This is a genomic window from Edaphobacter flagellatus (assembly GCF_025264665.1).
In the GTDB taxonomy this organism is placed as follows: domain Bacteria; phylum Acidobacteriota; class Terriglobia; order Terriglobales; family Acidobacteriaceae; genus Edaphobacter; species Edaphobacter flagellatus.
On record NZ_CP073697.1, the window covers coordinates 4,321,705 to 4,341,842 of the forward strand.

Annotated in this window: 16 protein-coding genes and 1 tRNA gene; 7 read left to right on the forward strand and 10 right to left on the reverse strand. The window is 56.4% G+C overall.

Annotated elements, in window-relative coordinates:
* Positions 1-58: 58 nt before the first annotated feature.
* The 7 genes from gltX to purQ form a co-directional block, all read right to left on the reverse strand.
* Complete coding sequence (gene gltX, locus KFE13_RS18045; RefSeq protein ID WP_260704983.1) at positions 59-1,567, reverse strand: glutamate--tRNA ligase; 1,509 nt, start codon at positions 1,565-1,567, stop codon at positions 59-61.
* A gap of 158 nt (positions 1,568-1,725) precedes the next feature.
* Positions 1,726-1,935, reverse strand: a complete 210-nt coding sequence (locus KFE13_RS18050; protein ID WP_260704984.1) for a hypothetical protein — start codon at positions 1,933-1,935, stop codon at positions 1,726-1,728.
* Positions 1,935-2,708, reverse strand: coding sequence for a cytochrome c oxidase subunit 3 (locus tag KFE13_RS18055; RefSeq protein ID WP_260704985.1), 774 nt, complete (start codon positions 2,706-2,708; stop codon positions 1,935-1,937). Before KFE13_RS18055 ends, KFE13_RS18050 begins: the two co-directional genes overlap by 1 nt.
* A gap of 35 nt (positions 2,709-2,743) precedes the next feature.
* The gene (locus tag KFE13_RS18060) at positions 2,744-4,462 is read right to left on the reverse strand and encodes a cytochrome c oxidase subunit I (RefSeq protein ID WP_260704986.1); all 1,719 of its coding nucleotides are present in this window, start codon (positions 4,460-4,462) and stop codon (positions 2,744-2,746) included.
* Between the two features lie 109 nt (positions 4,463-4,571).
* Positions 4,572-5,303 carry a cytochrome c oxidase subunit II gene (locus tag KFE13_RS18065; protein WP_260704987.1) on the reverse strand — a complete coding sequence of 244 codons (732 nt, stop codon included), beginning with the start codon at positions 5,301-5,303 and terminating at the stop codon, positions 4,572-4,574.
* A 154-nt stretch (positions 5,304-5,457) separates the two neighbouring features.
* Positions 5,458-6,252: a tyrosine-protein phosphatase gene (locus KFE13_RS18070; RefSeq protein WP_260704988.1), complete on the reverse strand. Its 795-nt coding sequence runs from the start codon at positions 6,250-6,252 to the stop codon at positions 5,458-5,460.
* Between the two features lie 88 nt (positions 6,253-6,340).
* The gene (purQ, locus tag KFE13_RS18075; RefSeq protein ID WP_260704989.1) at positions 6,341-7,042 is read right to left on the reverse strand and encodes a phosphoribosylformylglycinamidine synthase subunit PurQ; all 702 of its coding nucleotides are present in this window, start codon (positions 7,040-7,042) and stop codon (positions 6,341-6,343) included.
* 157 nt (positions 7,043-7,199) lie between these two features.
* On the opposite strand from purQ, the gene KFE13_RS18080 reads away from it, so the two are divergent.
* The 5 genes from KFE13_RS18080 to KFE13_RS18100 all read left to right on the forward strand — a co-directional run bounded on the left by KFE13_RS18080 (position 7,200) and on the right by KFE13_RS18100 (position 13,524).
* Positions 7,200-7,277 (forward strand) — tRNA-Glu (locus KFE13_RS18080).
* A gap of 54 nt (positions 7,278-7,331) precedes the next feature.
* Complete coding sequence (locus tag KFE13_RS18085; protein WP_260704990.1) at positions 7,332-8,033, forward strand: queuosine precursor transporter; 702 nt, start codon at positions 7,332-7,334, stop codon at positions 8,031-8,033.
* 164 nt (positions 8,034-8,197) lie between these two features.
* Complete coding sequence (locus KFE13_RS18090; protein WP_260706997.1) at positions 8,198-9,277, forward strand: efflux RND transporter periplasmic adaptor subunit; 1,080 nt, start codon at positions 8,198-8,200, stop codon at positions 9,275-9,277.
* Positions 9,278-9,371: 94 nt separating this feature from the next.
* On the forward strand, positions 9,372-12,554 hold the full coding sequence (locus KFE13_RS18095) for an efflux RND transporter permease subunit (RefSeq protein ID WP_260704991.1): 3,183 nt from the start codon (positions 9,372-9,374) through the stop codon (positions 12,552-12,554).
* An 88-nt stretch (positions 12,555-12,642) separates the two neighbouring features.
* The gene (locus KFE13_RS18100; protein ID WP_260704992.1) at positions 12,643-13,524 is read left to right on the forward strand and encodes a dimethylarginine dimethylaminohydrolase family protein; all 882 of its coding nucleotides are present in this window, start codon (positions 12,643-12,645) and stop codon (positions 13,522-13,524) included.
* Here KFE13_RS18100 and ligD read toward each other — a convergent pair.
* The 3 genes from ligD to KFE13_RS18115 form a co-directional block, all read right to left on the reverse strand.
* Positions 13,513-16,230, reverse strand: coding sequence for a DNA ligase D (gene ligD / locus KFE13_RS18105; protein WP_260704993.1), 2,718 nt, complete (start codon positions 16,228-16,230; stop codon positions 13,513-13,515). The two genes, KFE13_RS18100 and ligD, sit on opposite strands and share 12 nt — an antisense overlap.
* Positions 16,231-16,263: 33 nt before the next feature.
* On the reverse strand, positions 16,264-17,190 hold the full coding sequence (ku, locus tag KFE13_RS18110) for a non-homologous end joining protein Ku (RefSeq protein WP_260704994.1): 927 nt from the start codon (positions 17,188-17,190) through the stop codon (positions 16,264-16,266).
* A 204-nt stretch (positions 17,191-17,394) separates the two neighbouring features.
* Positions 17,395-18,162, reverse strand: coding sequence for a 2-keto-4-pentenoate hydratase (locus KFE13_RS18115; RefSeq protein ID WP_260704995.1), 768 nt, complete (start codon positions 18,160-18,162; stop codon positions 17,395-17,397).
* A gap of 135 nt (positions 18,163-18,297) precedes the next feature.
* Here KFE13_RS18115 and msrP point away from each other — a divergent pair, with 135 nt between their 5' ends.
* Together msrP and KFE13_RS18125 are read left to right on the forward strand one after the other, a co-directional pair.
* Positions 18,298-19,281, forward strand: coding sequence for a protein-methionine-sulfoxide reductase catalytic subunit MsrP (gene msrP, locus KFE13_RS18120; protein WP_260704996.1), 984 nt, complete (start codon positions 18,298-18,300; stop codon positions 19,279-19,281).
* A gap of 21 nt (positions 19,282-19,302) precedes the next feature.
* Complete coding sequence (locus KFE13_RS18125) at positions 19,303-20,010, forward strand: protein-methionine-sulfoxide reductase heme-binding subunit MsrQ (RefSeq protein ID WP_260704997.1); 708 nt, start codon at positions 19,303-19,305, stop codon at positions 20,008-20,010.
* Positions 20,011-20,138: the final 128 nt, after the last annotated feature.

Here is a 20,138-nt window from a genome sequence, read left to right on the forward strand (position 1 = left end):
CGGAGTGACAAGTTTGTAATGAAAGAGGCAGCACAGTACGCTGCCTCTTTTCAATGCGTTACTTCTTGTTCGCTGATTTCTTCTGGGCTTCGAGGAAGCGGCGGACTCGGTCTAGCGAGCGGGCTTTGCCGAAGACGATCATGCTTTCGAGCAGCGGTGGAGACATCGTGCTGCCGGTAATGATGGCACGGAGGAGCATGAAGTTTTCTTTGACCGACCACTGCTTTTCTTCGCCGAGTTTTTTGAGTGCGGCTTCGAGGGCGTCGTGGTTCCAGTCGGTGGCTTCGAGTGTGGCTAGCTGATCCTGTGCGAAGACGAGTGTGTCTTCAGGGGTGCGCTTTTTGGGGACCCAGACGTCGGGTGTGGGGAGGACGTTATCGGAGAAGAAGAAGCCGGTGAGGTCACCGAACTGGGTGAGCGTCTCGATGCGGTTCTGCATGAGTGCGGCGATGTGGCGGAGGTAATCGTCGCCGAAGACGCGGGTGCGGACGGCGAGGAAGAAGTCTTCGGGGGAGAGTTTACGGAGGTACTCGCCGTTGAGCCACTTGAGCTTGGTGAGGTCGAAGACGGGGCCGCCGACGCGGATGTTGGTGAAGACGAAGTGCTCGACCATCTCGGCGAGAGTGAACTTTTCGATGACGCCATCGGCGCCGGCGAAGTCGGCGGGCATGCCTCCGCCCATGAGACCGAGGAAGTTGATGATGGCCTCGGGGAGGTAGCCGGAGTCGCGATAGTAGATGAGCGAAACGGGATTTTTGCGCTTGGAGATTTTGGACTTATCGAGGTTACGCAGCAGAGGCATGTGCCAGAAGCGCGGAGCCTGCCAGCCGAAGGCTTTGTAGAGCAGGACGTGTTTGGGCGTGGAGGAGATCCACTCCTCGGCACGGATGACGTCGGTGATCTGCATGAGGTGATCGTCGACGACATTGGCGAGGTGGTAGGTGGGGAAGCCGTCGGATTTGAGAAGGACCTGATCGTCGACGTTGCCGTGCTCGAAGGTGATGTTGCCGCGGAGCTCGTCGCGGAAGGTGGTCGACGCGGTGAGGTCGTTGCCGTGTGGAGGGACGGCGAGGCGGATGGTGAAGGGCTTGCCCGCGGCTTCATTCGCGGCAATCTGATCGGCGGTGAGGTGACGGCAGGTGCCGGGATAGCGCGGGGGCAGTTTGGCGGCAAGCTGCTGCTTGCGGATGTCGTCGAGCTCTTCGGGGGTGCAGAAGCAGCGGTAGGCGGTGCCGTTTTTGAGCAGGATGTCGGCGTGCTCGCGGTAGATTTCGGTGCGCTCGGACTGGCGGTAGGGGCCGAAGGGGCCACCGGTGTCCGGGCCTTCGTCCCAGTTGAGGCCGAGCCAGCGGAGGGAGTCGAAGATCATCTGCTCGGAGGTGGGGACGAAGCGGGTGCGGTCGGTGTCCTCGATACGGAGGATAAATTTGCCGCCGCGCTGGCGCGCGTAGATGTAGTTGAGCAGGCCGATGTAGGCGGTGCCGACGTGGGGGTCGCCTGTGGGGGAGGGAGCGATGCGGACGCGGATGGGAGCTTCAGTATTGGTGCTGGTCATGATGGTGGTCAAACTTTAATGCTAGCAGAGGGTGGTGCGGATTCGTGGCTTGGTGCTGACATGAGCACCAGGCTTTGGTGACGTGGAGAAAAAATGCGGGGGTTCCTCGGCTCCCCTTCGACGCGCTTCGCTTGCTCAGGATCGCTCGGAATGACACATCGGTGGTGAAGCTATTGGTTGCGACGGATGAGGAAGAGTGCGCTTGCGAAGATGCCGGTGGCTGTTGCTGTGAGCAGGATGATGGCGTGACGGTAGGCACGCTGGGTGGCGGGTGGAGTTCCTGCGGTGTTGTCGCGGCACTGGGTGCACCCCTGTGCGTGGGTGTATGTCGTTGTGAGTGCCATGGTGGTGAAGAACAGTGCGATCCGGAGATGCTTCATTACTGGAAGAAGGCGAGGAGGGCGAAGAGGAAGATCCAGAAGAGTCCCATGGCGTGCCAGTACCAGGCGGTGCAGTCGATGAGGATCTGGCGGGTCTCGAGCAGGCGTGAGGCATAGAGTGCGGTGAGCGCAGCGATGAGAGCTCCGATGCCGAGGAAGAGATGGATGGCGTGGGTGTAGGTGATGAGGTAGAAGAAGTGGCTCGACGGGTTTGAGCTGAAGAAGACGTGCTGGATGTTGAGCTGATGCCAGGCGACGGCTTGTCCGGCGAGGAAGAGGAGGCCGAGGGCCGTGGTGGCCACGAGCCACGGAAGGACGCGGCGGGTGAGCGGCTTGCCGATGCCGAGCCATTCGTCCATGACGTCGGTTTCGCGGAACATGCTGCGGCGTGCGACTTCCATGGTGACGGAGCTAAGGATAAGGACGGCGGTGTTGAGCCAGAGGATCGGCGGGATGGCTGTGGGCAGCCACTGGTTGACGTATCGGTTGTAGACGTCGATATGGCTGGAGTTCTGCGCGACGAAGAAGGCGCTGACGATGGCGACGAAGAACATGAGGTCGCCGGCGAGGGCGAAGAAGAGTCCAAGACGGGCGCGGCTGAGTTTTTCGCGGGGCCCGCGGCGTCCCTGAGGACGATCGTTCCAGTTGTCGTTGTCACCACCGCCGCCGGTTCGCTTGTCGGTTGGTGGACGCCGACCGTGGCCCCCCTCGTGGTCGTCGAGGTGACGCTTTTTATCGCGCTCAGTATTGATAGGGGTGATGGTGGACGGCATGGACGGCCTCTCGCAGAAAGGAACGCACAAATAGCTTACTCTCGTTTGATGCTTTTGATGTCAACAGAGGCGTCTTCGATCCATTGCGGGAGGAATGATTCGTCTCCGGAAGCGGTGACGATGTACTGGCAGGGTGGGCGGTGGGCCATGAGTGGCTCGGTGGGAAGGTTGAAGCAGGGGTACCACTCAAGGGTGGTGGCCTGCCATGGATTGGCAGGCGTGGCTTCGCCGTGGCGAAAGCTACGGACGAGGTTGACGAGGAAGATGAGCTGCGAGGCGGCGAGGATGAAGGCGGAAGTGGTGATGTGGAGGTTGAGGGGGAGGGTGGCGGCGAGAAGGTGTCCGGCGGCGTTCGGGATCTGGGTGAGTTGGGCGTAGTGGCGGGGTTCTCCGGCGAGCCCCGTGAAGTGCATGGGGAAGAAGGTGTTGTATGCGCCGTAGAGGGTGAGCCAGAAGTGCCAGCGGCCGAGGCGTTCGGAGAGGAGGCGTCCGCGGCTGATGAGCGGGAACCAGTAGTAGGTGGCGGCGAAGAGTGAGAAGACGCCGGCCATGGCCATGATGAGGTGGAAGTGCGCGACGACGAAGAAGGTATTGTGCAGGTATTCGTCGAGGATGGGCTGGGCGAGGATGGGGCCGGAGAGGCCTCCGGTGATGAAGAGGGAGACGAAGCCGAGGGAGAAGAGCATGGCGGTGGTGTAGTGCGGGCGTGAGCGCCAGATGGTGGCGATCCAGCTAAGGACTTTGGCGGAGGCGGGGAGAGCGATGACGAGCGTGGTGATGGAAAAGGCCGTCGAGGCAAAGGGGTTGAGTCCGGCGACGAACATGTGATGTCCCCAGAGGAGGATGCCGAGGACACCAATGGCGAGAGTGGTGGCAATCATGAGCCGGTAGGCGACGACGGGGCGGCGGCTGAAGTTGGCGAGGACCATGGAGGTGAGTCCCATGCCGGGGAGGATGGCGATGTAGACCTCGGGGTGTCCGAAGAACCAGAAGAGGTGAAGCCAGAGGAGCGGAGAGCCGTTGCCGGGGTGTCCGGCGGCGTGGATGACGCCGGATACCTGGTCGCCGGGCGGGATGAAGAAGGCGGTCCCGGCGTGGCGGTCGCAGAAGAGAAGCAGCAGGGCAGCGAGCAGGACGGAGAAGGCGAGGACACTGAGCAGCGCGGCAGTGAACCACCCCCAGACGGTGAGCGGGAGGCGGTCCCAGGTCATGCCTTTGCAGCGAAGACGGATGATGGTGACGAGGGTGTTGATGGAGTTGATGGTGGAGGCGATGGAGAAGATGGCGATGGAGGCGAGCCAGAGATCCATGCCAAGTCCCTGGCCGGGACCTGCGGAGGGGATGGCGCTGAGTGGGGGATAGGCTGTCCAGCCAGAGATGGCGGCGCCTTCGTAGACGAAGGGTGAGGAAAGCAGAACAGCGAAGGCGAGTGCGGTGAGCCAGAAGCTGAATGCATTGAGGCGAGGGAAGGCCATGTGCTGCGCACCGATCTGTGAAGGCAGGATGAGATTGCCGAATCCTGATTGCGGTGCGGTGGTGAGCACGAAGAAAAGCATGATGGTGCCGTGCAGGGTAACGAGCGAGAGATAGTCCTCCGGCAGGATGGAACCGTGGAGCGGGAGCTTCCATGAGGGCCAGACGAGGTGCGTGCGCATGAGTAGCGAGAGAAGCGTGCCGGTGATGACGGCGATGAGCGCGAGCGTGAGGTACTGGCGGCCGATGGTGCGGTGATCGGTGGAGAAGAGGTGCGTCATGCGACGGCCTCGAATCGGTAAATACGTGTAGGCATCCTGTGAAGAAATGCGGAGGTTCCTCGACTACGCGCTACACACTCCGCTCGGAATGACACTGATTGCGGGAACGTCATTGGTGCGCTGCCTCCTGCTTTTTCTTGAGCCAGGCCTGAAAGTCTTCGGGCGGCAGGACGCGGAGGTTGGCGCTCATGCGGTAGTGGCCGAGGCCGCAGAGTTGGGTGCAGAGAATGGCGTAGGTTCCGGGAGCGGTGGGGGTGAAGTGGATGTGGATGGTTTCGCCGGGGATGGCGTTTTGTTTGAGACGTAGTTCTGGGACGGCGAAACCGTGGATGACGTCCTGCGCGCGAAGGGCGAGGTCCACCTCTCGGTTGACTGGTAAGACGAGCTCGGAGGCGACGATGTCGTCGGTCGAGTGCGGGTCGGTGGGGTCGATGCCGACGGGGTTGCCGGTGGAGGCGTCGGCGAGCTGGGGTCGCGTGATGCCGAAGGTGGCGTCGGGGCCGGGATAGCGGAAGTACCAGGCGAACTGGAGTCCTGTGGCTTCGACCTGCATGGCTTCGTGAGAAGCTCCGGTGTAGCGTGTGGCGGCCCAGAGGCGTTCGGCGCGGATGCCTAGTGTGGCGAAAAGTGTGGCGAGGAGCGCGAGTGGGAGGTATTCGATGGCCCAGAGATGGCGCGGGGTGGCGTTTCGTTTGGCGAAGAGTCCGATGAGGAGGATAAGGTGCGCGAGCGTAGCGAGAGCAGCGATGATCCAGAGGTTGAGGAGGAGGTGCTGGTCGAGCGCACGCCCATGTGCGCTGGCGTCTGTCGGGAGCAGTGCGATGGAGAGCGCAGGATGCACAAGGGAAGGATAACTTCTGCAGAGATGACTTTGCTCTGGTTCGCATCCTGCAAAGAAATACGGGGGTTCCTCGGATCCCCTTCGACGCGCTTCGCTTGCCCGGGCTCGCTCGGAATGATCCTTCTTATAAGGCAGTAAGTTACGAACAGTGGGATTAGCGGCGGAGGAGGCGTTGCCACCAGCTTCTACCGGGCTCTTCGTCTTCGTAGAGGTCGATGGGTTCCGGTTGCGGACCGAGCGGCGTGTTGTTGAAGGCGGCGAGCGGGTTGGAGACGCAGAGCAGATGCGCGTATTCGGGAGTGTATTTTTGCGCGACGAGGTTATGGGCGTCACGCAATTTGGGTGGGCGCGAGCTGACGTTGTGGGCGTCGGTGGCGAGGAAGTGGACCCAGCGTTTGGAGAGGAGATCGTGGGCCATCTTTTCGGCCTTGCGCCCCATGTGTCCGGTGACGGAGCCAGCAGTGACCTGGACGAGGACGCCGGCGCGGAGCCACTCGACGATGCGATCGGGCTCGTTCTGGAGCGTGGGGTTGCGCTCGGGATGGGTGAGGATGGGGATGAGGCCGTCGAGCTGCATCTGGTAGAAGGTTTCGCCGAGAGTGCGGGGAACGGTGAAGTCGGGAATTTCGATCAGGAGGTAGCTACCGCGGTTGATGCTAAAACGGGTGGGGTCCTCATGTGCGTGCTGGATGTTGTCGTACGACATGTGGAAATCGCAGCCGCGGCCGAGTTTGAGCTGGATGCCTTCGGTTGTAATGAGGCGCTGGAGCTGCGCGATCTTTTCGTCGATGATCTCGGGAACGTAGTTCCAGTGTCCGTTGGCGTGCGGGGTGCAGGCGACGTGGGTGATGCCGTCGGCTGCGGCGAGACGTGCCATCTCAAGCGAGAGATCGAGGCTGGTTGCGCCGTCGTCCTGGTTCCAGAGAAGGTGATGATGGATGTCAATCATCGCTGTTCAGGCTACCACCTGGTGTAGGAAGAGAGATGAAAGCGCAGATCCTTATTTGTTGCGCTCGCTCAAGATGACACTATTCGGATTACTTCGCTGCCGTAGCTAATGACTCGGCCATGGCTTTGAAGAGGAGGAGACCGTCGGCGGAGCCGAGCAGCGTTTCGCTGGAGCGATCCGGGTGCGGCATCATGCCGAGAACGTTGCGGCCTTCGCTGAGGATGCCGGCGATGTTCTCGAGCGAGCCGTTGGGGTTGGCCTGCTTTGTGACCTCGCCTGAGGTGGTGGCGTAGCGAAAGGCGATGCGATCCTGTGCGTTGAGCCGGGCAAGGGTGTCGACGTCACAGAAGTAGTTGCCTTCCATGTGGCCAATGGGCATCTGGAGGACGCGGCCTTTGGCGAGGCTGTGCGTGAAGGGCGAATCGATCGTCTCAGTGCGGAGGTGGACCTGCTTGCAGATATAGTTCTGTCCTGCATTGCGCATGAGTGCGCCGGGGAGTAGACCGGACTCGCAGAGAATCTGGAAGCCGTTGCAGATTCCCAGAACGAGTCCGCCGTTGTTGGCGAACTTTGTGACGGACTGCATGATGGGGGCGAACTTGGCGATGGCTCCGGTGCGGAGGTAGTCGCCGTAGGCAAAGCCGCCGGGGACAAGGATGGCGTCGCAGCCTTCGAGGTCGGAGGAGGCATGCCAGAGGAAGGTGACGGGCTGCCCGACGAGGTTCTCGACGACGTTGTAGGTATCGTGGTCGCAGTTCGAGCCTGGGAAGACAAGGACGCCAAATTTCATAGAACACCCGAAGGGAGGATTTGTACTTCAAGGATAACATCCGCAAGAAGCGCGAAAATTGAAGGAAGTACCTTAGATACTGCAAGGAAGCGTGTTTTTGACACCACAAATCGATGTTGGTAGCGTTAGGTTATTGCTTCACCCATGTGAGCGTTACGTCCCCGTCGTCTAGCCCGGCCCAGGACACCGCCCTTTCACGGCGATAACACGGGTTCGAATCCCGTCGGGGACGCCAAACCACTTCTTCTGCATTCTGATTCGGCGGGTCTATACGCCCTATGATGTAAACATGCCAGTTGCTGCTGTGCGGTACAAGTATCTTGATGCTTTGACGACTGCGTTTGTCGTCATCCTGCTTGTCTCCAATCTTGTGGCGCAGAAGGTTTGTCAGATTGGTCCTTTCGCCGTGAGTGGGGCGATTCTGTTATTTCCGATCACCTATATCTTTGCTGATGTCTTTACGGAGGTCTATGGGTTTTCGGCGTCGCGTCGCGCGATCTGGTTGGGCTTCTTTGGCACGGTGCTTCTCTATGTGATGGGTGCGGCTACAATTGCCCTGCCGCCTGCCCCGGGATGGCATAACCAGCAGGCGTTTTCGGCAGTTTTCAGCTTCATTCCGCGCATCCTTGCGGCGAGCCTTTTGGCGTTCTGGGCTGGAGAGTTCGCGAACTCCTATACGATGGCGCGTCTCAAGTTGCTGACAAACGGGAGCAAACTTTGGACGCGGACGATTGGTTCGACTATCGTGGGACAGGCTATCGACACGACACTCGTCGTTTTCCTGACCTTTGTAGGGACGGTTCCGCTTTCAACGCTGGGAAACATGATTTTGACCGGCTATTTTTTGAAGGTGGGCTACGAGGTCCTGGCGACTCCAATAACGTATCTGGTCATCGGGTGGCTGAAGAGAGCCGAACATGCCGATGCCTTTGACCGTCATGAAAACTTCAATCCCTTTGTTTTTCGTAGTGTGGAGCCGGAGCAAAGTTAACCTTTTCCGCATCGTTCGAGATTTGGATAGCATCTAAAGGGGAAATCCAAAGCCTGGCAAAAAAGTCGATTTCTGCATAGATCAGATTGCTGGGCTTTGTGCATTGGCCGACACGCTATAGACAGGCATATTTGCCAGTTCGAAGGAGATGTACCTTGCCCGAGATGAAGTTGAAAAATTACGTTCTGCTTGCCTCTATAGGCGTTGCTGGTCTGGCTCTTTCCGGCTGCAGCCGTCAGGCTCCTGCTGCTGCCCCGCCGCAGGCGATGCCGGTTAAGGTTGCGTCGATCACGTTTTCTCCGGTAGCCACTACGGATACGTACGTATCGACGATTAAGGGCCGCCGCTCTGCAACGATGCAGCCACAGGTGGATGGCAACCTTACGCGCATTTTGGTCAAGTCGGGAGACATGGTAAAAGCCGGCCAGGTGATGATGCAGATCGATCCGCTGAAGCAGGCTGCGACGGTGCAATCACAGCAGGGAACTCAGGCGCAGAAAAAGGCGCTCTACGACTACAACAAGATTCAGGTTGAGCGGCAACGCAAGTTGTACGAGGCCGGTGTCGTCTCACGGGATGCTTACGATCAAGCCATCCAGGCCTATGAAAATTCAAAGGCAGATTATGAGGCGAATGCGGCTCTGACGGATACGCAGAAGCAGCAGCTGGCGTACTACCAGATTCGCGCTCCGTTTACAGGAATTGTGGGAGACATCCCGGTCCATGTGGGCGATTATGTTTCGCCGACGACGTTGCTGACTACGGTGGATGAGAATGTCGATCTGGAAGCCTACATCTACGTCCCAACAGAGCGCGCTGCGCAGATTCGTACCGGTCTTGCCGTCGATATTCTGGACAGCGATGGGAACGTCGTTACGAAGTCGACCATCAACTTCCTTTCGCCCCAGGTAGACAACGGTCTGCAGAGCATCCTTGCCAAGGCCCCGATCCCACGTGGCACGAAGCTGCGTACAGAACAGCTGGTCAAGGCTCGTGTGACGTGGAATACGAATCCGTCCCCTGTGGTTCCGGTGCTTGCCGTGACACGAGTGGGCGGTCAGGCGTTCGTTTTTGTGGCTGCTGAAAAGGACGGCAAATATTCTGCGCACCAGGTTCCTGTGTCACTTGGCGAGACGTTGGGGAATACCTATCCGGTTCTGCAAGGTTTGAATCCTGGTGACAAGGTCATCCTTTCGGGGATTCAGTTCCTTCAGGAAGGCGTTCCAGTTCAACCAATCGCATAAAGCATAGACGATGATTTCCACCGCAGAGTGCTGCTTGATCTAGCGCCGCGAAGAACATTGCAAGGGCCAGTCAACAGATTGGCGAGAGGTTATCTTGGTTGACTTTTTTATCCGACGTCCTATCTTTGCCACCGTCTGCGCCCTGCTGATTATTCTTGCGGGTGCGGTGGTTATCCCAACGCTGCCGATCTCGTTGTATCCCCAGCTGGCACCGCCGCAGGTAGTTGTTACCAGCAACTACATCGGCGCCAATTCGCAGATTGTAGAGTCTGCCGTAACGATCCCGCTTGAGACTTCGATCAACGGCGTCGAAGGCATGCGTTACATGAGTTCGACAAGCTCGAACGACGGTACTTCGCAGATCACGATTACCTTCCGCACGGGTTATGACCTTTCGATTGCTGCGGTCGACGTTCAGAATCGTGTGGCATCGGCGCAAGGCCGTTTGCCAGCTACCGTAAACGCGACCGGTATTACGATTACGAAGGCCAACAGCAACTTCGTGTTCGCTGCCGGCGTGTACTCAAAGGATGGCCGTTATTCTTCGGATTTCGTCTCCAACTATCTTGACGTTTATGTGAAGGATGCGCTGAAGCGCGTTCCCGGCGTCGGTGACGTCATCATCTTTGGCGAACGTAAATATGCCATGCGTGTATGGCTGGATCCGGCGCGGCTTGCTGCTCGTGGCTTAACGGCGCTGGATGTCACCAACGCTCTATCGGAGCAGAACGTAGAAGTCGCAGCTGGTCAGCTTGGGCGTCCGCCTGCCGATAGCAAGCAGGCTTTTCAGATGGCTGTTCGTGTCGTAGGCCGTCTCTCTGATCCGAAAGAATTTGAAAACATCGTTCTAAAGAACTCGACCGCCAACGGTGGCCTTGTTCTGTTGAAGGATGTCGGGCATGCCGAGATCGGGGCAGAAAACTACGATACAGACCTCAGGTTTTCTGGCCGCGAAGCTGTTGGTATTGGTGTGCAGCAGCTTTCAAACGCGAATGCACTTGAAGTCGACAGAGAGTGCAAGGCGGTACTTGCAGATCTGGCCAAGTCTTTTCCTCCGGGACTGGAGTATATCGTTGCGTTTGACACCACTACGGTCGTCGGCGACTCGATCAACGAAGTTGTCCATACCATCTTTGAAGCGATCGCTATTGTTATTATCGTCATCTTCCTCTTCCTGCAGGATTGGCGCGCGACCATCATTCCCGCGGTAACGATTCCGGTCTCTCTGATTGGAACGTTTGCCTTTATCAAGCTGTTCGGCTTCTCGATCAATTCACTGACGATGTTCGGCATCACGCTAGCGACTGGGCTGGTAGTCGACGATGCCATCGTGGTTATTGAAAACGTACAGCGTCATATTGCCGAAGAACATTGCGACAGTCACAGAGCTACCTCCCGAGCCATGGCTGAGGTGACGAGCGCTGTTATCGCAACCTCACTGGTGCTGATCTCAGTGTTTATCCCGGTTAGCTTCTTCCCGGGAACGACCGGCATTCTGTATAAGCAGTTCTCGCTGACGATTGCGTTTTCCATTGCGATTTCTGCCTTCAATGCACTTACGCTGTCTCCTGCTCTTGCGGCAATTCTGTTGCGGCCTGAGAGGGAACATGGCGGATTCCTTGGACTTTTTGAGAAGGGATTGCAAAAGGTCATTAAGGGATATGCCTACGCGGTGACGCATGTCGTCAGAATGCGGTTTGTCATGCTCCTGTTGTTCGTAGGCGGCCTGGCGGCGACGGCGTACATGTATGTTCATGTACCGACGGCATTTGTGCCTTCAGAAGATCAGAACTACTTCATCAATATCGTCCAGACGCCTCCAGGTGCATCGCTGGCTTACACCTCAGAGGTTGCGGATCGTGCGGCTGAACTTATCCGCCAGAACGATGATGTGTTTGGCACCTTCTCCGTTATGGGCTTTTCGCTTGCTGGTGGAAGCTCGCCGAACTCAGGCGTTATCTTTGCTCCTCTCAAGCCGATTGAAGAGCGCAGCAAGAAAGGGCCGGGGCATACTGCGAAGGATATTGTTGCGGAACTGGCTCCGAAGCTATTTCAGGTGCCCGGCGGCATCGTAGCTGCATTCGAGCCGCCGGCTATTCAAGGTATCGGTTCGGTCGGTGGTTTCCAATTCATGTTGCAGGACCAGGGACGTAATACTTTCGGCGATATCGATCGTATTGCACATGCGATGGTAGCGCAGAGCCGTGATCCGAATTCGGGGCTTGTCGGTTTGTATACGCCTTACACATCGAATGATCCTCAGCTCTTTGTCTCGATCGATAGAGAGAAGGCAAAGTCGATGGGCGTTCCATTTGCGCAGATTACGGCAGCGTTGGGAACATATATGGGATCGAGCTATGTCAACGATTTCGATTTCAACAACCGTTCGTATCGCGTATACGTGCAGGCAGATCAGAACTTCCGTAAAAACTCGCGAGACCTGCGGCAGTTCTATGTTCGTTCGGATGCAGGCAAACTTGTTCCGCTGGACAACCTGGTCTCGATCAAAGAGACTTCCGGCCCGCAGGTGATCTATCACTACAACATCTTCCGCTCTGCTGAAATTGACGGTGGCGCGGCTCCTGGCCTTAGCTCGGGACAGGGACTGCAAAAGATGCAGGAGTTATTCGAAAAGAACAAGATTCAGGGAATGATGTATTCCTGGACGGGTCTTGCTCTTGAAGAGATTGAATCTGCAGGTAAGGCGGTTGTTATCTTTGGCCTTGGCTTGCTGGTCGTTTATCTCACACTCTCGGCTCAGTACGAAAGCTTCGTGCTGCCATTCATCATTCTGCTTGCCGTTCCTATGGCAGTTTTAGGAGCTCTGGGGCTTGTCTCTGCGCGTGGTCTTGTGGACGACGTGTATGTGCAGATCGGTCTGGTCATGCTGATTGGTTTGTCTGCGAAGAACTCGATTCTTATCGTCGAATTTGCAGAACAGCAGATTGAGCATGGTAAGAGCGTGCTGGATGCGGCAATCATTGCGGCTGAGCTTCGTCTCAGGCCGATTCTGATGACTTCCATCGCGTTCATCCTTGGCGTGCTTCCGCTTTACTTTGCATCGGGTGCCGGTGCGCTGGGCCGTCATTCAGTAGGTACAGCGATTGTGGGCGGCATGATTCTGTCTACAGTGCTAAACCTTTTCTTCATTCCAGTCCTCTACGTTGTGGTCAAGGGCATCCTGATTAAGTTGAGCTCGAGGCCAAGACCGCGTCCTGATGGCTGCGATGATGATGCGACTTCGATGGAGTCTCAGGAAGTTGCAGTCAACCAGTAAAGCATGAATGATTATGCGTGAGGACGCGCATAATCATTCGTATTGACGCGGTGATTTGTGGCGCGTCATTCTTGGGCTGGAGATCTGCATGAGCACCCAGCCCATTGAGCTTACTGATATTCCTCCTATTCAACTTGCGCGGCGGGCACGGTATCTCATGTGCCCGCCGCATTTCTATGACGTGAACTATGTCATTAATCCATGGATGGAGGGGAATCTGCATCGCTCTTCTCGCGAGCGAGCGGAGCTTCAATGGCGTAATCTCTATCGCGCTCTCACGCGGCTGATCGATGTGGAGTTGATTGCACCGCAGTCGGGCTTGCCGGATATGGTCTTTACTGCAAATGCTGGACTGGAGCGGTCCGGCACTGTTGTTTTGAGCCGCTTTTACCATCAGGAGCGTCAGAGCGAGGAGCAGTGTTTCAGGCAGTGGTTTCAGGAAGCGGGCTATACCGTTGTTGAGCTTCCGACTGATGTTCCGTTTGAAGGCGAAGGAGATGCGCTCTTCTCTATAGATGGCAGCCGTCTTTGGGTGGGATATGGAAGACGGACGGCGCGTGAGAGTCACCGTTTTTTAGCAAGGGCACTGCGTGTCGAAGTGATTTCTCTTCACCTGACGGACCCGCGCTTCTACCACCTGGATACCTGCTTCGCGCCGTTGGATGATGGTTATGTAATGTATTATCCGGATGCGTTTGATGCCGCTTCATTAGAGAAAATTGAGGAATATTATCCGCTGGAAAAGCGAATTCTTGTGAGCGAAGAAGATGCCATCCGGTTTGCCTGCAATGCGATTCATGTAGATGGGACGGTTGTTCTGAATTGTGTCAGCAGGGAATTGACGGGACGATTGGAGTCAGCAGGCTTTCGGGTCGTTCAAATTGATCTGTCTGAATTTATTAAGGCTGGTGGTGCGGCGAAGTGTCTGGTTATGAATCTTGCAACAGAGAAGATATCTCTAAATCTTTAGGCGCTGATGAACGTTCGCTAATTCTGCCCAGGGATTGTCCTGGAGCCGATTTTTCCACGCCGGAAAATCAATGATGAGGAACGCGGGCCGTTCCTCTGATTCGCTGAGCTCATGCCAGCTAAGCGGCATGGAGACTGGAGCGCCCGGTCTGGCGCGTGGCGAGTAGGCTGCAACGGATGTAGCTTCTCTTTCGTTGCGGAGGTAGTCGAGAAAGATCTTTCCGCTGCGAGCCGCTTTCGTCATCTTGGTCAGATACCGGCTAGGGTTTTCTTTCTCCATTTCGACGACGAAGCGGCGTGCGAAGTCTTTTAACTCCGCCCAGGTATGTGTTGGTTCGATGGGGCTTACTACGTGAAGACCTTTTCCGCCTGTGGTCTTCACGAAGCTTTCTATGCCAATGCGCTTTAGTCGTTTGCGTACTTCTTCGGCGGCCTTTTTTATCTCGGGCCAGCTTAGTGTTTCATCGGGATCGAGGTCGAAGATCAACCGATCAGGATGTTCGAGGTTGTCGTTTTTCGATCCCCAGGGATGTAATTCGAGCACGCCAAGCTGTGCGAGACTGGCAAGCATTTCACGAGAGCCGACGGTGATATAGGCTTCAATCGCGCCTGTCTTTTTGTTTGGCACATTGACGCTGCCGATGTTTTTAGGAAGCGTCGCATTGACATGCTTTTGGAAGAAGGATGGATGGCCGATTCCGTCCGGGCATCGCACCAAACTCACTGGACGGCCGGTGATGTAAGGAAGCAGCCACTCGGCGATGTTCCAGTAGTAGTCGGCTAGCATCTGCTTGGTCATGCCGGAGCTCTCATCCAGAACTTTTGCAGGATGCGTCAGACGTACGGGGGCATGCATTGCATTCGATGTGCTGGGTGGATCGTCGCCTTTGCTTATGGGATGGATATGCTGGCGTGATCGTCGCGGACCCATCGAGGCAGATGGCTCTTCACGAACGACTTCTTTAGCAGCCTTATCTTCGCGTATGCCTAGATAGGCAGACTGACGAATCAGATTATCTGCACTCCACGCGGCGAAACGTACCTGAACCACCATCTCCGGGGTGACCCATCGTGCACCCTTCTTTGCATCCTGCGGGACAGATTCGAATGCGGGTGTTTTTCGTTCGATCTTTTCCAGAGCCTCACGAAGTAACTTGTGCGTCTTTTGCGTAAAGCCGGTGCCTGTGCGACCAGCATAGATAAGCTTGTCGTCTCGAAAGTATCCGAGCAACAGTGCGCCAACTCCATAGATCCCGTTTGTTGGGAGTGTGTAACCTCCGACAACGAACTCTTGTTCGTGCAGGCACTTTGTCTTGATCCAGTCACTGCCTCGGCCGGAAAGGTATTTTGCAGAGGCGCGCTTGGAGACGATGCCCTCAGCCTGTAGCTTGCATGCCTCGCGCAGTAATTTTTCTCCGCCGGTTTCGATGTGCTCGCTTAAACGGAGCCGGTCTGCATCGGCTTGGCTGAGTAACTGTTTCAGCATACCTTTCCGCTCTTTCAGCGGGAGTTCGCGAGTATCTCTTCCATCCAGATGAAGCAGATCAAAGGCGAAATACGTGAGGGTATGTTTGGCTCCTTCCTGCAACGAAGCCTGGAGATCGGCAAAGCTTGTTGTGCCGTTGGGAGCGACGACAGCCAGTTCTCCGTCGAGCGTTACCTGGTTGACGGAGAGCTTTGCAATTTCGTCGGCGGCAGACCGCATTCTTGCAGTCCAATCCAGGCCGGTACGTGTCAGCATCTGTACGCGGGTTCCATCTTTACGGGCCTGTATTCGATAGCCGTCGAGCTTCAACTCATGCAGCCATCCATCGCCAGATGGCGGGACGTCCGCCATGGTTGCGAGTTCGGGGGGCACAAAAACGGGTTGTTTTTCCTTCGGAAGATTCTTTAGGAGGTGCTGCATTGTTGCATTCGATTGTTTTTTCTGTTCGGGGCTGAGGCTTGATGCTGGCTCTTTACGAAACCATGCCCGCTCTTGCGAACGAGTATCCTTCGAGTTCCAGACGTGATCTTCGTTCCGTGCGATCTCGTCCATTGTGCGACCTGTGACTACACTGTCAGGCTCCTCTTCGGTGATTGGCGGAGCATCCTGGGGCCGCTCGTACTCATCGTGTTCTTTGATCAGCAGCCAGTTGGGTTTCTTTTCTTTGGCCCACTTACCGCCCATACGAACGAGAGCCCATTTACCTTTGAGCTTTGTGCCGTGCAGGATAAATTTCAGACTGCCGTCGCGCAATCCGGCGTCTACATCGGGGTATGCGGCCTGGAGTTCCCATGTGCCCTGGTCCCATAGCATGACAGTCCCGCCGCCGTATTGTCCTTTGGGAATGATGCCTTCGAAGCCGCCGTATTCGATGGGGTGATCTTCAACCTGAACGGCCAGGCGCTTGTCGCCGGTGAAGTAGCTTGGGCCTTTTGCGATTGCCCAGCTTTTGAAGACGCCGTTCCAGCCGAGCCTGAAGTCATAGTGCAGGTGAGAGGCGGCGTGTTTCTGCACGCAGAAGGGAAGTGATTTTGATAAGCGAGGGGCATGCTCGCCGCTGGGCTCATCGGTGATACTGAAGTTGCGCATCGCGCGATAGCGCGCTAATTGCTCGTCAACGGCATCGGCTGCCGATTGTGTTGGTGGCGCTTCGATCTCTTTCTTTGCAGCGGATCGTTTCGTTGCAGTTTTACGAGGCGCACTCTTCTTCGAAGCCGTCACGGCCATCTCCCATTACAGGATTTGTGAACGAGCTTATGCGGATTTACGCTTTCCCGCGGACTTGCCAGGCTTCACGAGAGCGATTCCGTCTTTCGCGGACGCCTTGCTCTTCACCGAGCTCGCCGGCTTCTTCGGAGCCGGCTCTTCAGCGGGTTCGCCCACACTCTTACGCAGAGCATCCATCAGGTTGACGACTTTACCCTGACGTGGAGCAACCTCATCCTGCGGAATTGGCAGGTGCTTGATCTTGGCTTCGACCAGCTCTCGCACCGCAGATTCGTATTCATCCTTGAATGCATCTGGCTCGAACTTCGCCGCCTTGCGCTTGATAAGCTCCATGGCCAGCTCAAGGGAGTCGGCGTTGACAGGAACCTTCTTGATGTCCTTGAAGTATTCGGCAGGGTTGCGAAGCTCTTCCTGATAGCGCATCGTGTAGCCCATCATGCCGCCAAGGTTGTCGTCCTCTGCTGCTGTGATGGCGAAGACATGCTCGCGTCCACCAAAGGCGATCTTTCCCAACGCCATCTTTTTTGTCTTTTTTAGTGCAGTACGAACGACAGCAAATGCTTCAGCCTGTACGTCATCTTCGGGGACAATGAAGTAGGGCTTTTCCATGTACTCCGGCCCAATCTCATCGATTCCGACAAACTGTGTGATGGAGATCGAATGCTTGGAGGGAACGCGAAGCTGCTCCAGCTCCTTTGGCTCGACGATGACGTATTCGCCCTTGCGATACTCGTAGCCTTTGACGATCTCGTCTTTCTCGACGGGGTTTGCAGCTTCGCCAGGATTTTCTTCGAGAGAGGAGGCAAGCACCTTCTGGTGTCTTACGCGTTCGCCGGTGCTGCGGCTGATCTGATGAAAACGTATCTCGCTCTTCGACTCTGTGGCGACAAAGAGCTTTATGCCAAACGACACCAGCGATATCTGTATCTGTCCAGACCAGTAAGGACGTGCCATGCCTGCCTCATGCGAACGGCGATGTGTGCCGTTATTGGTATTTCAGGCGAAACCGCCTGTTTGCTATCTGATACCTCACCCTACTGCCGCGATGCCGGAAATTCAATACAACATTTTGTGGCTTTAAAGAGAAACACCACAAATATGGGGCGAAGTGCGGGATGCCACCTTATAGAGTGTTAGCCACGTCGCTACCGCAGAATTTCAGGCAAACCGTAAGGCCACAACACCAGCGGTCGAGAACCGGGCCTCGGCGGTCGATCCTGCCGCAGCCAGCGTATTGCCGGTCCAGCTTCCGGTCGTGATCCAATCGCCCTTCCGCAGGCCCTCCGTTCGGCTTGCACCTTCATTTGCAAGCCAGGGAAGCAGACGCATCAGGTCTCCGGCTGTGTTGGAGCCTGTTCTTTCGACACGCACGGCTCCATCGACGGTGAGTGTCACCGACTCCTTCGTGAAGTCGATGTTCTGCCAGTTGGGTACTGCGTTGCCATAAACGAATCCGCCATGCATCGCCATGTCGGCGGTGCTCGTCAACTTCGATGCCTGAGTGGGATCGACCAGGGCTGTCTCCAGAATCTCGATCGCCGGATGCATGCTGGCGATCGCTGCAATTACTTCTTCCCGCGTGTACGGCGTCTCGCGTGGAGGGAGATCTTTGCCTATCAGAAAGGCGATCTCAGCCTCGAGGCCACGATACCGGTGAACGAGGCCGCGCATCTCGCATCCGCTGCATGATATCCACGCCTTCGGCATCGGTGCGAACGAAGGCGTTGCATCCGGGGTGGGAGCACCAACCTTCCATCCGCCGATGTCTTCATAGGCCCACGACATCCTGTCTTGAATGAAATAGGCCTCATCGAGCGTCGTCGGCTGCAAACCCTTTGGTAAGTCATTGATGGGCTTGCCCGTTCTACGAGCATCGAGCAACAGGTCGGCGGCATTAATCAGGTCTTTTTCGCGGGCTCCGGTCATGGGGAACAGTGTGCACCTATCGACCTGCGCAACGCAACTCTGTCTAAAATTCTCCCGAATCCAGTTACTTTTAACCTGCGTACTCTATCCAAATAGAGTCTGGGATTTGTGCCTCGATCGAAAGGAAATCATTCAATGGGACGGCGTACTTCAGAAGGACATACCCCGCTTCGCTCATCGGATATCACGCCTCAGCCGGTATTTGAGCGCTTCCAGCAGCAACGCCGGCTTTTGCTGACAGGAGGAGCTGCTCTGGGCATTGGAGCCTTCGCAGCCAGCAGAATTCCGGGGTTAATTTCGCCATCGACGGAAGTTCATGCCCAGGCTCTGGCGGCTTCTCCCAGCAAATACACCACATCGGAGAATCAGACTCCCTTTGCCAAGGCGACTGCGTACAACAATTTCTACGAGTTCGGCACGGATAAGGATGATCCGGCGAAGCATGCGCATACCCTGAAGACGCGACCGTGGACCGTGCAGGTCACCGGCATGGTGAAGAAGCCCCTCACCCTTGATATCGATACCATTCTTAAATACCGCCCGGTTGAGAGCCGCGTGTATCGGCATCGCTGCGTGGAAGCGTGGTCGATGGTGATTCCGTGGGACGGCTACTCGCTCTCGGAGTTCATCAATCTTTGCCAACCGCTACCCAGTGCGAAGTATGTGCAGTTTCTCTCGCTGGCGGATCGCAAGCAGATGCCTGATCTTCCTTTCGGCTATAACTGGCCGTACAGCGAAGGACTCCGACTGGATGAGGCGATGAACCCACTGGCATTACTGACCTTCGGTTGCTATGGACAGGTGTTGCCTAATCAAAACGGCGCTCCGATCCGCATCGTTCTCCCCTGGAAGTATGGCTTCAAGAGCGCGAAGTCCATCGTGCGCTTCCATTTCACTGACAAGCAGCCGCATACAACCTGGAATGATCAGAACTCGTCGGAGTACGGCTTCTACTCCAACGTCAACCCCAAGGTCGATCATCCGCGCTGGAGCCAGGCGCGCGAGAGACGCATCGATAGCTCTGCATTTCCGCATTACATTCCGACCCAGATGTTCAATGGATACGCGGATCAGGTAGCCAGTCTCTACAATGGGATGGACCTCAAGCGCAATTATTGAGTTGTACTCACTCGACCGCAGATGTCAAAACGAACGATCATTCTTCTAAAGACGCTGGTGCATCTTCTCTGCCTCGCACCATGCGTGGGGTTGCTGCATGACTACACCTCGGGGAAGCTTGCGTCGGAGCCCGATCCCATTAACTCCATCACGCACTTTACGGGCGACTGGGCTATCTGGATGCTTCTGGCCTCGCTTGCGGTTACGCCGCTGCGAAGGCTTTCGCCGCAGATCGCATGGCTCATCCGCTTCCGCAGGATGATCGGCTTGTATGCCTTCTTCTATGCAACGCTTCACTTGGCTACGTATATCTTTCTGTTTTCCGGCTACGATCTTCCAACAGTCCTGGCTGGAGTTCGCTCAGGGCATCCACATATCATCATCGACCAGTGGAAGCAGGTCTGGCCTGCTATTTGGGACGATGTACTGAAACGCCGCTTTATTCAGGTGGGCTTTCTGGCGTGGCTTATCCTTTTGGCACTCGCGGCCACGTCGCCTGCTGCAATCATGAGAGCGATGGGAGGTAAGAACTGGCAGCGTCTGCACCGTCTTGTTTATCTGGCCGGAGTTGCCGCTGTGATTCATTACTGGTGGCTGGTGAAGTCCGGGGTGCTGTCTCCGTGGAAGGTGACTGCGGGGCTGACGGTGCTTCTGCTTGCTCGCCTGATCTATTCCATTCATAAACGGTTTACTCAGCAACGAACAGTTGCTCAAACCGTTAGGAATTGAGCTGCTATTTTCTGCGACTGAGTGTTCTCCACAAGGAACGAATTCCCCAGAAAGCTACGATCAACAGCGCCGCAAAGAATACGAAGACCATGATGAGGTGGATGAGCAACATAGAAGATCGTCTCGGT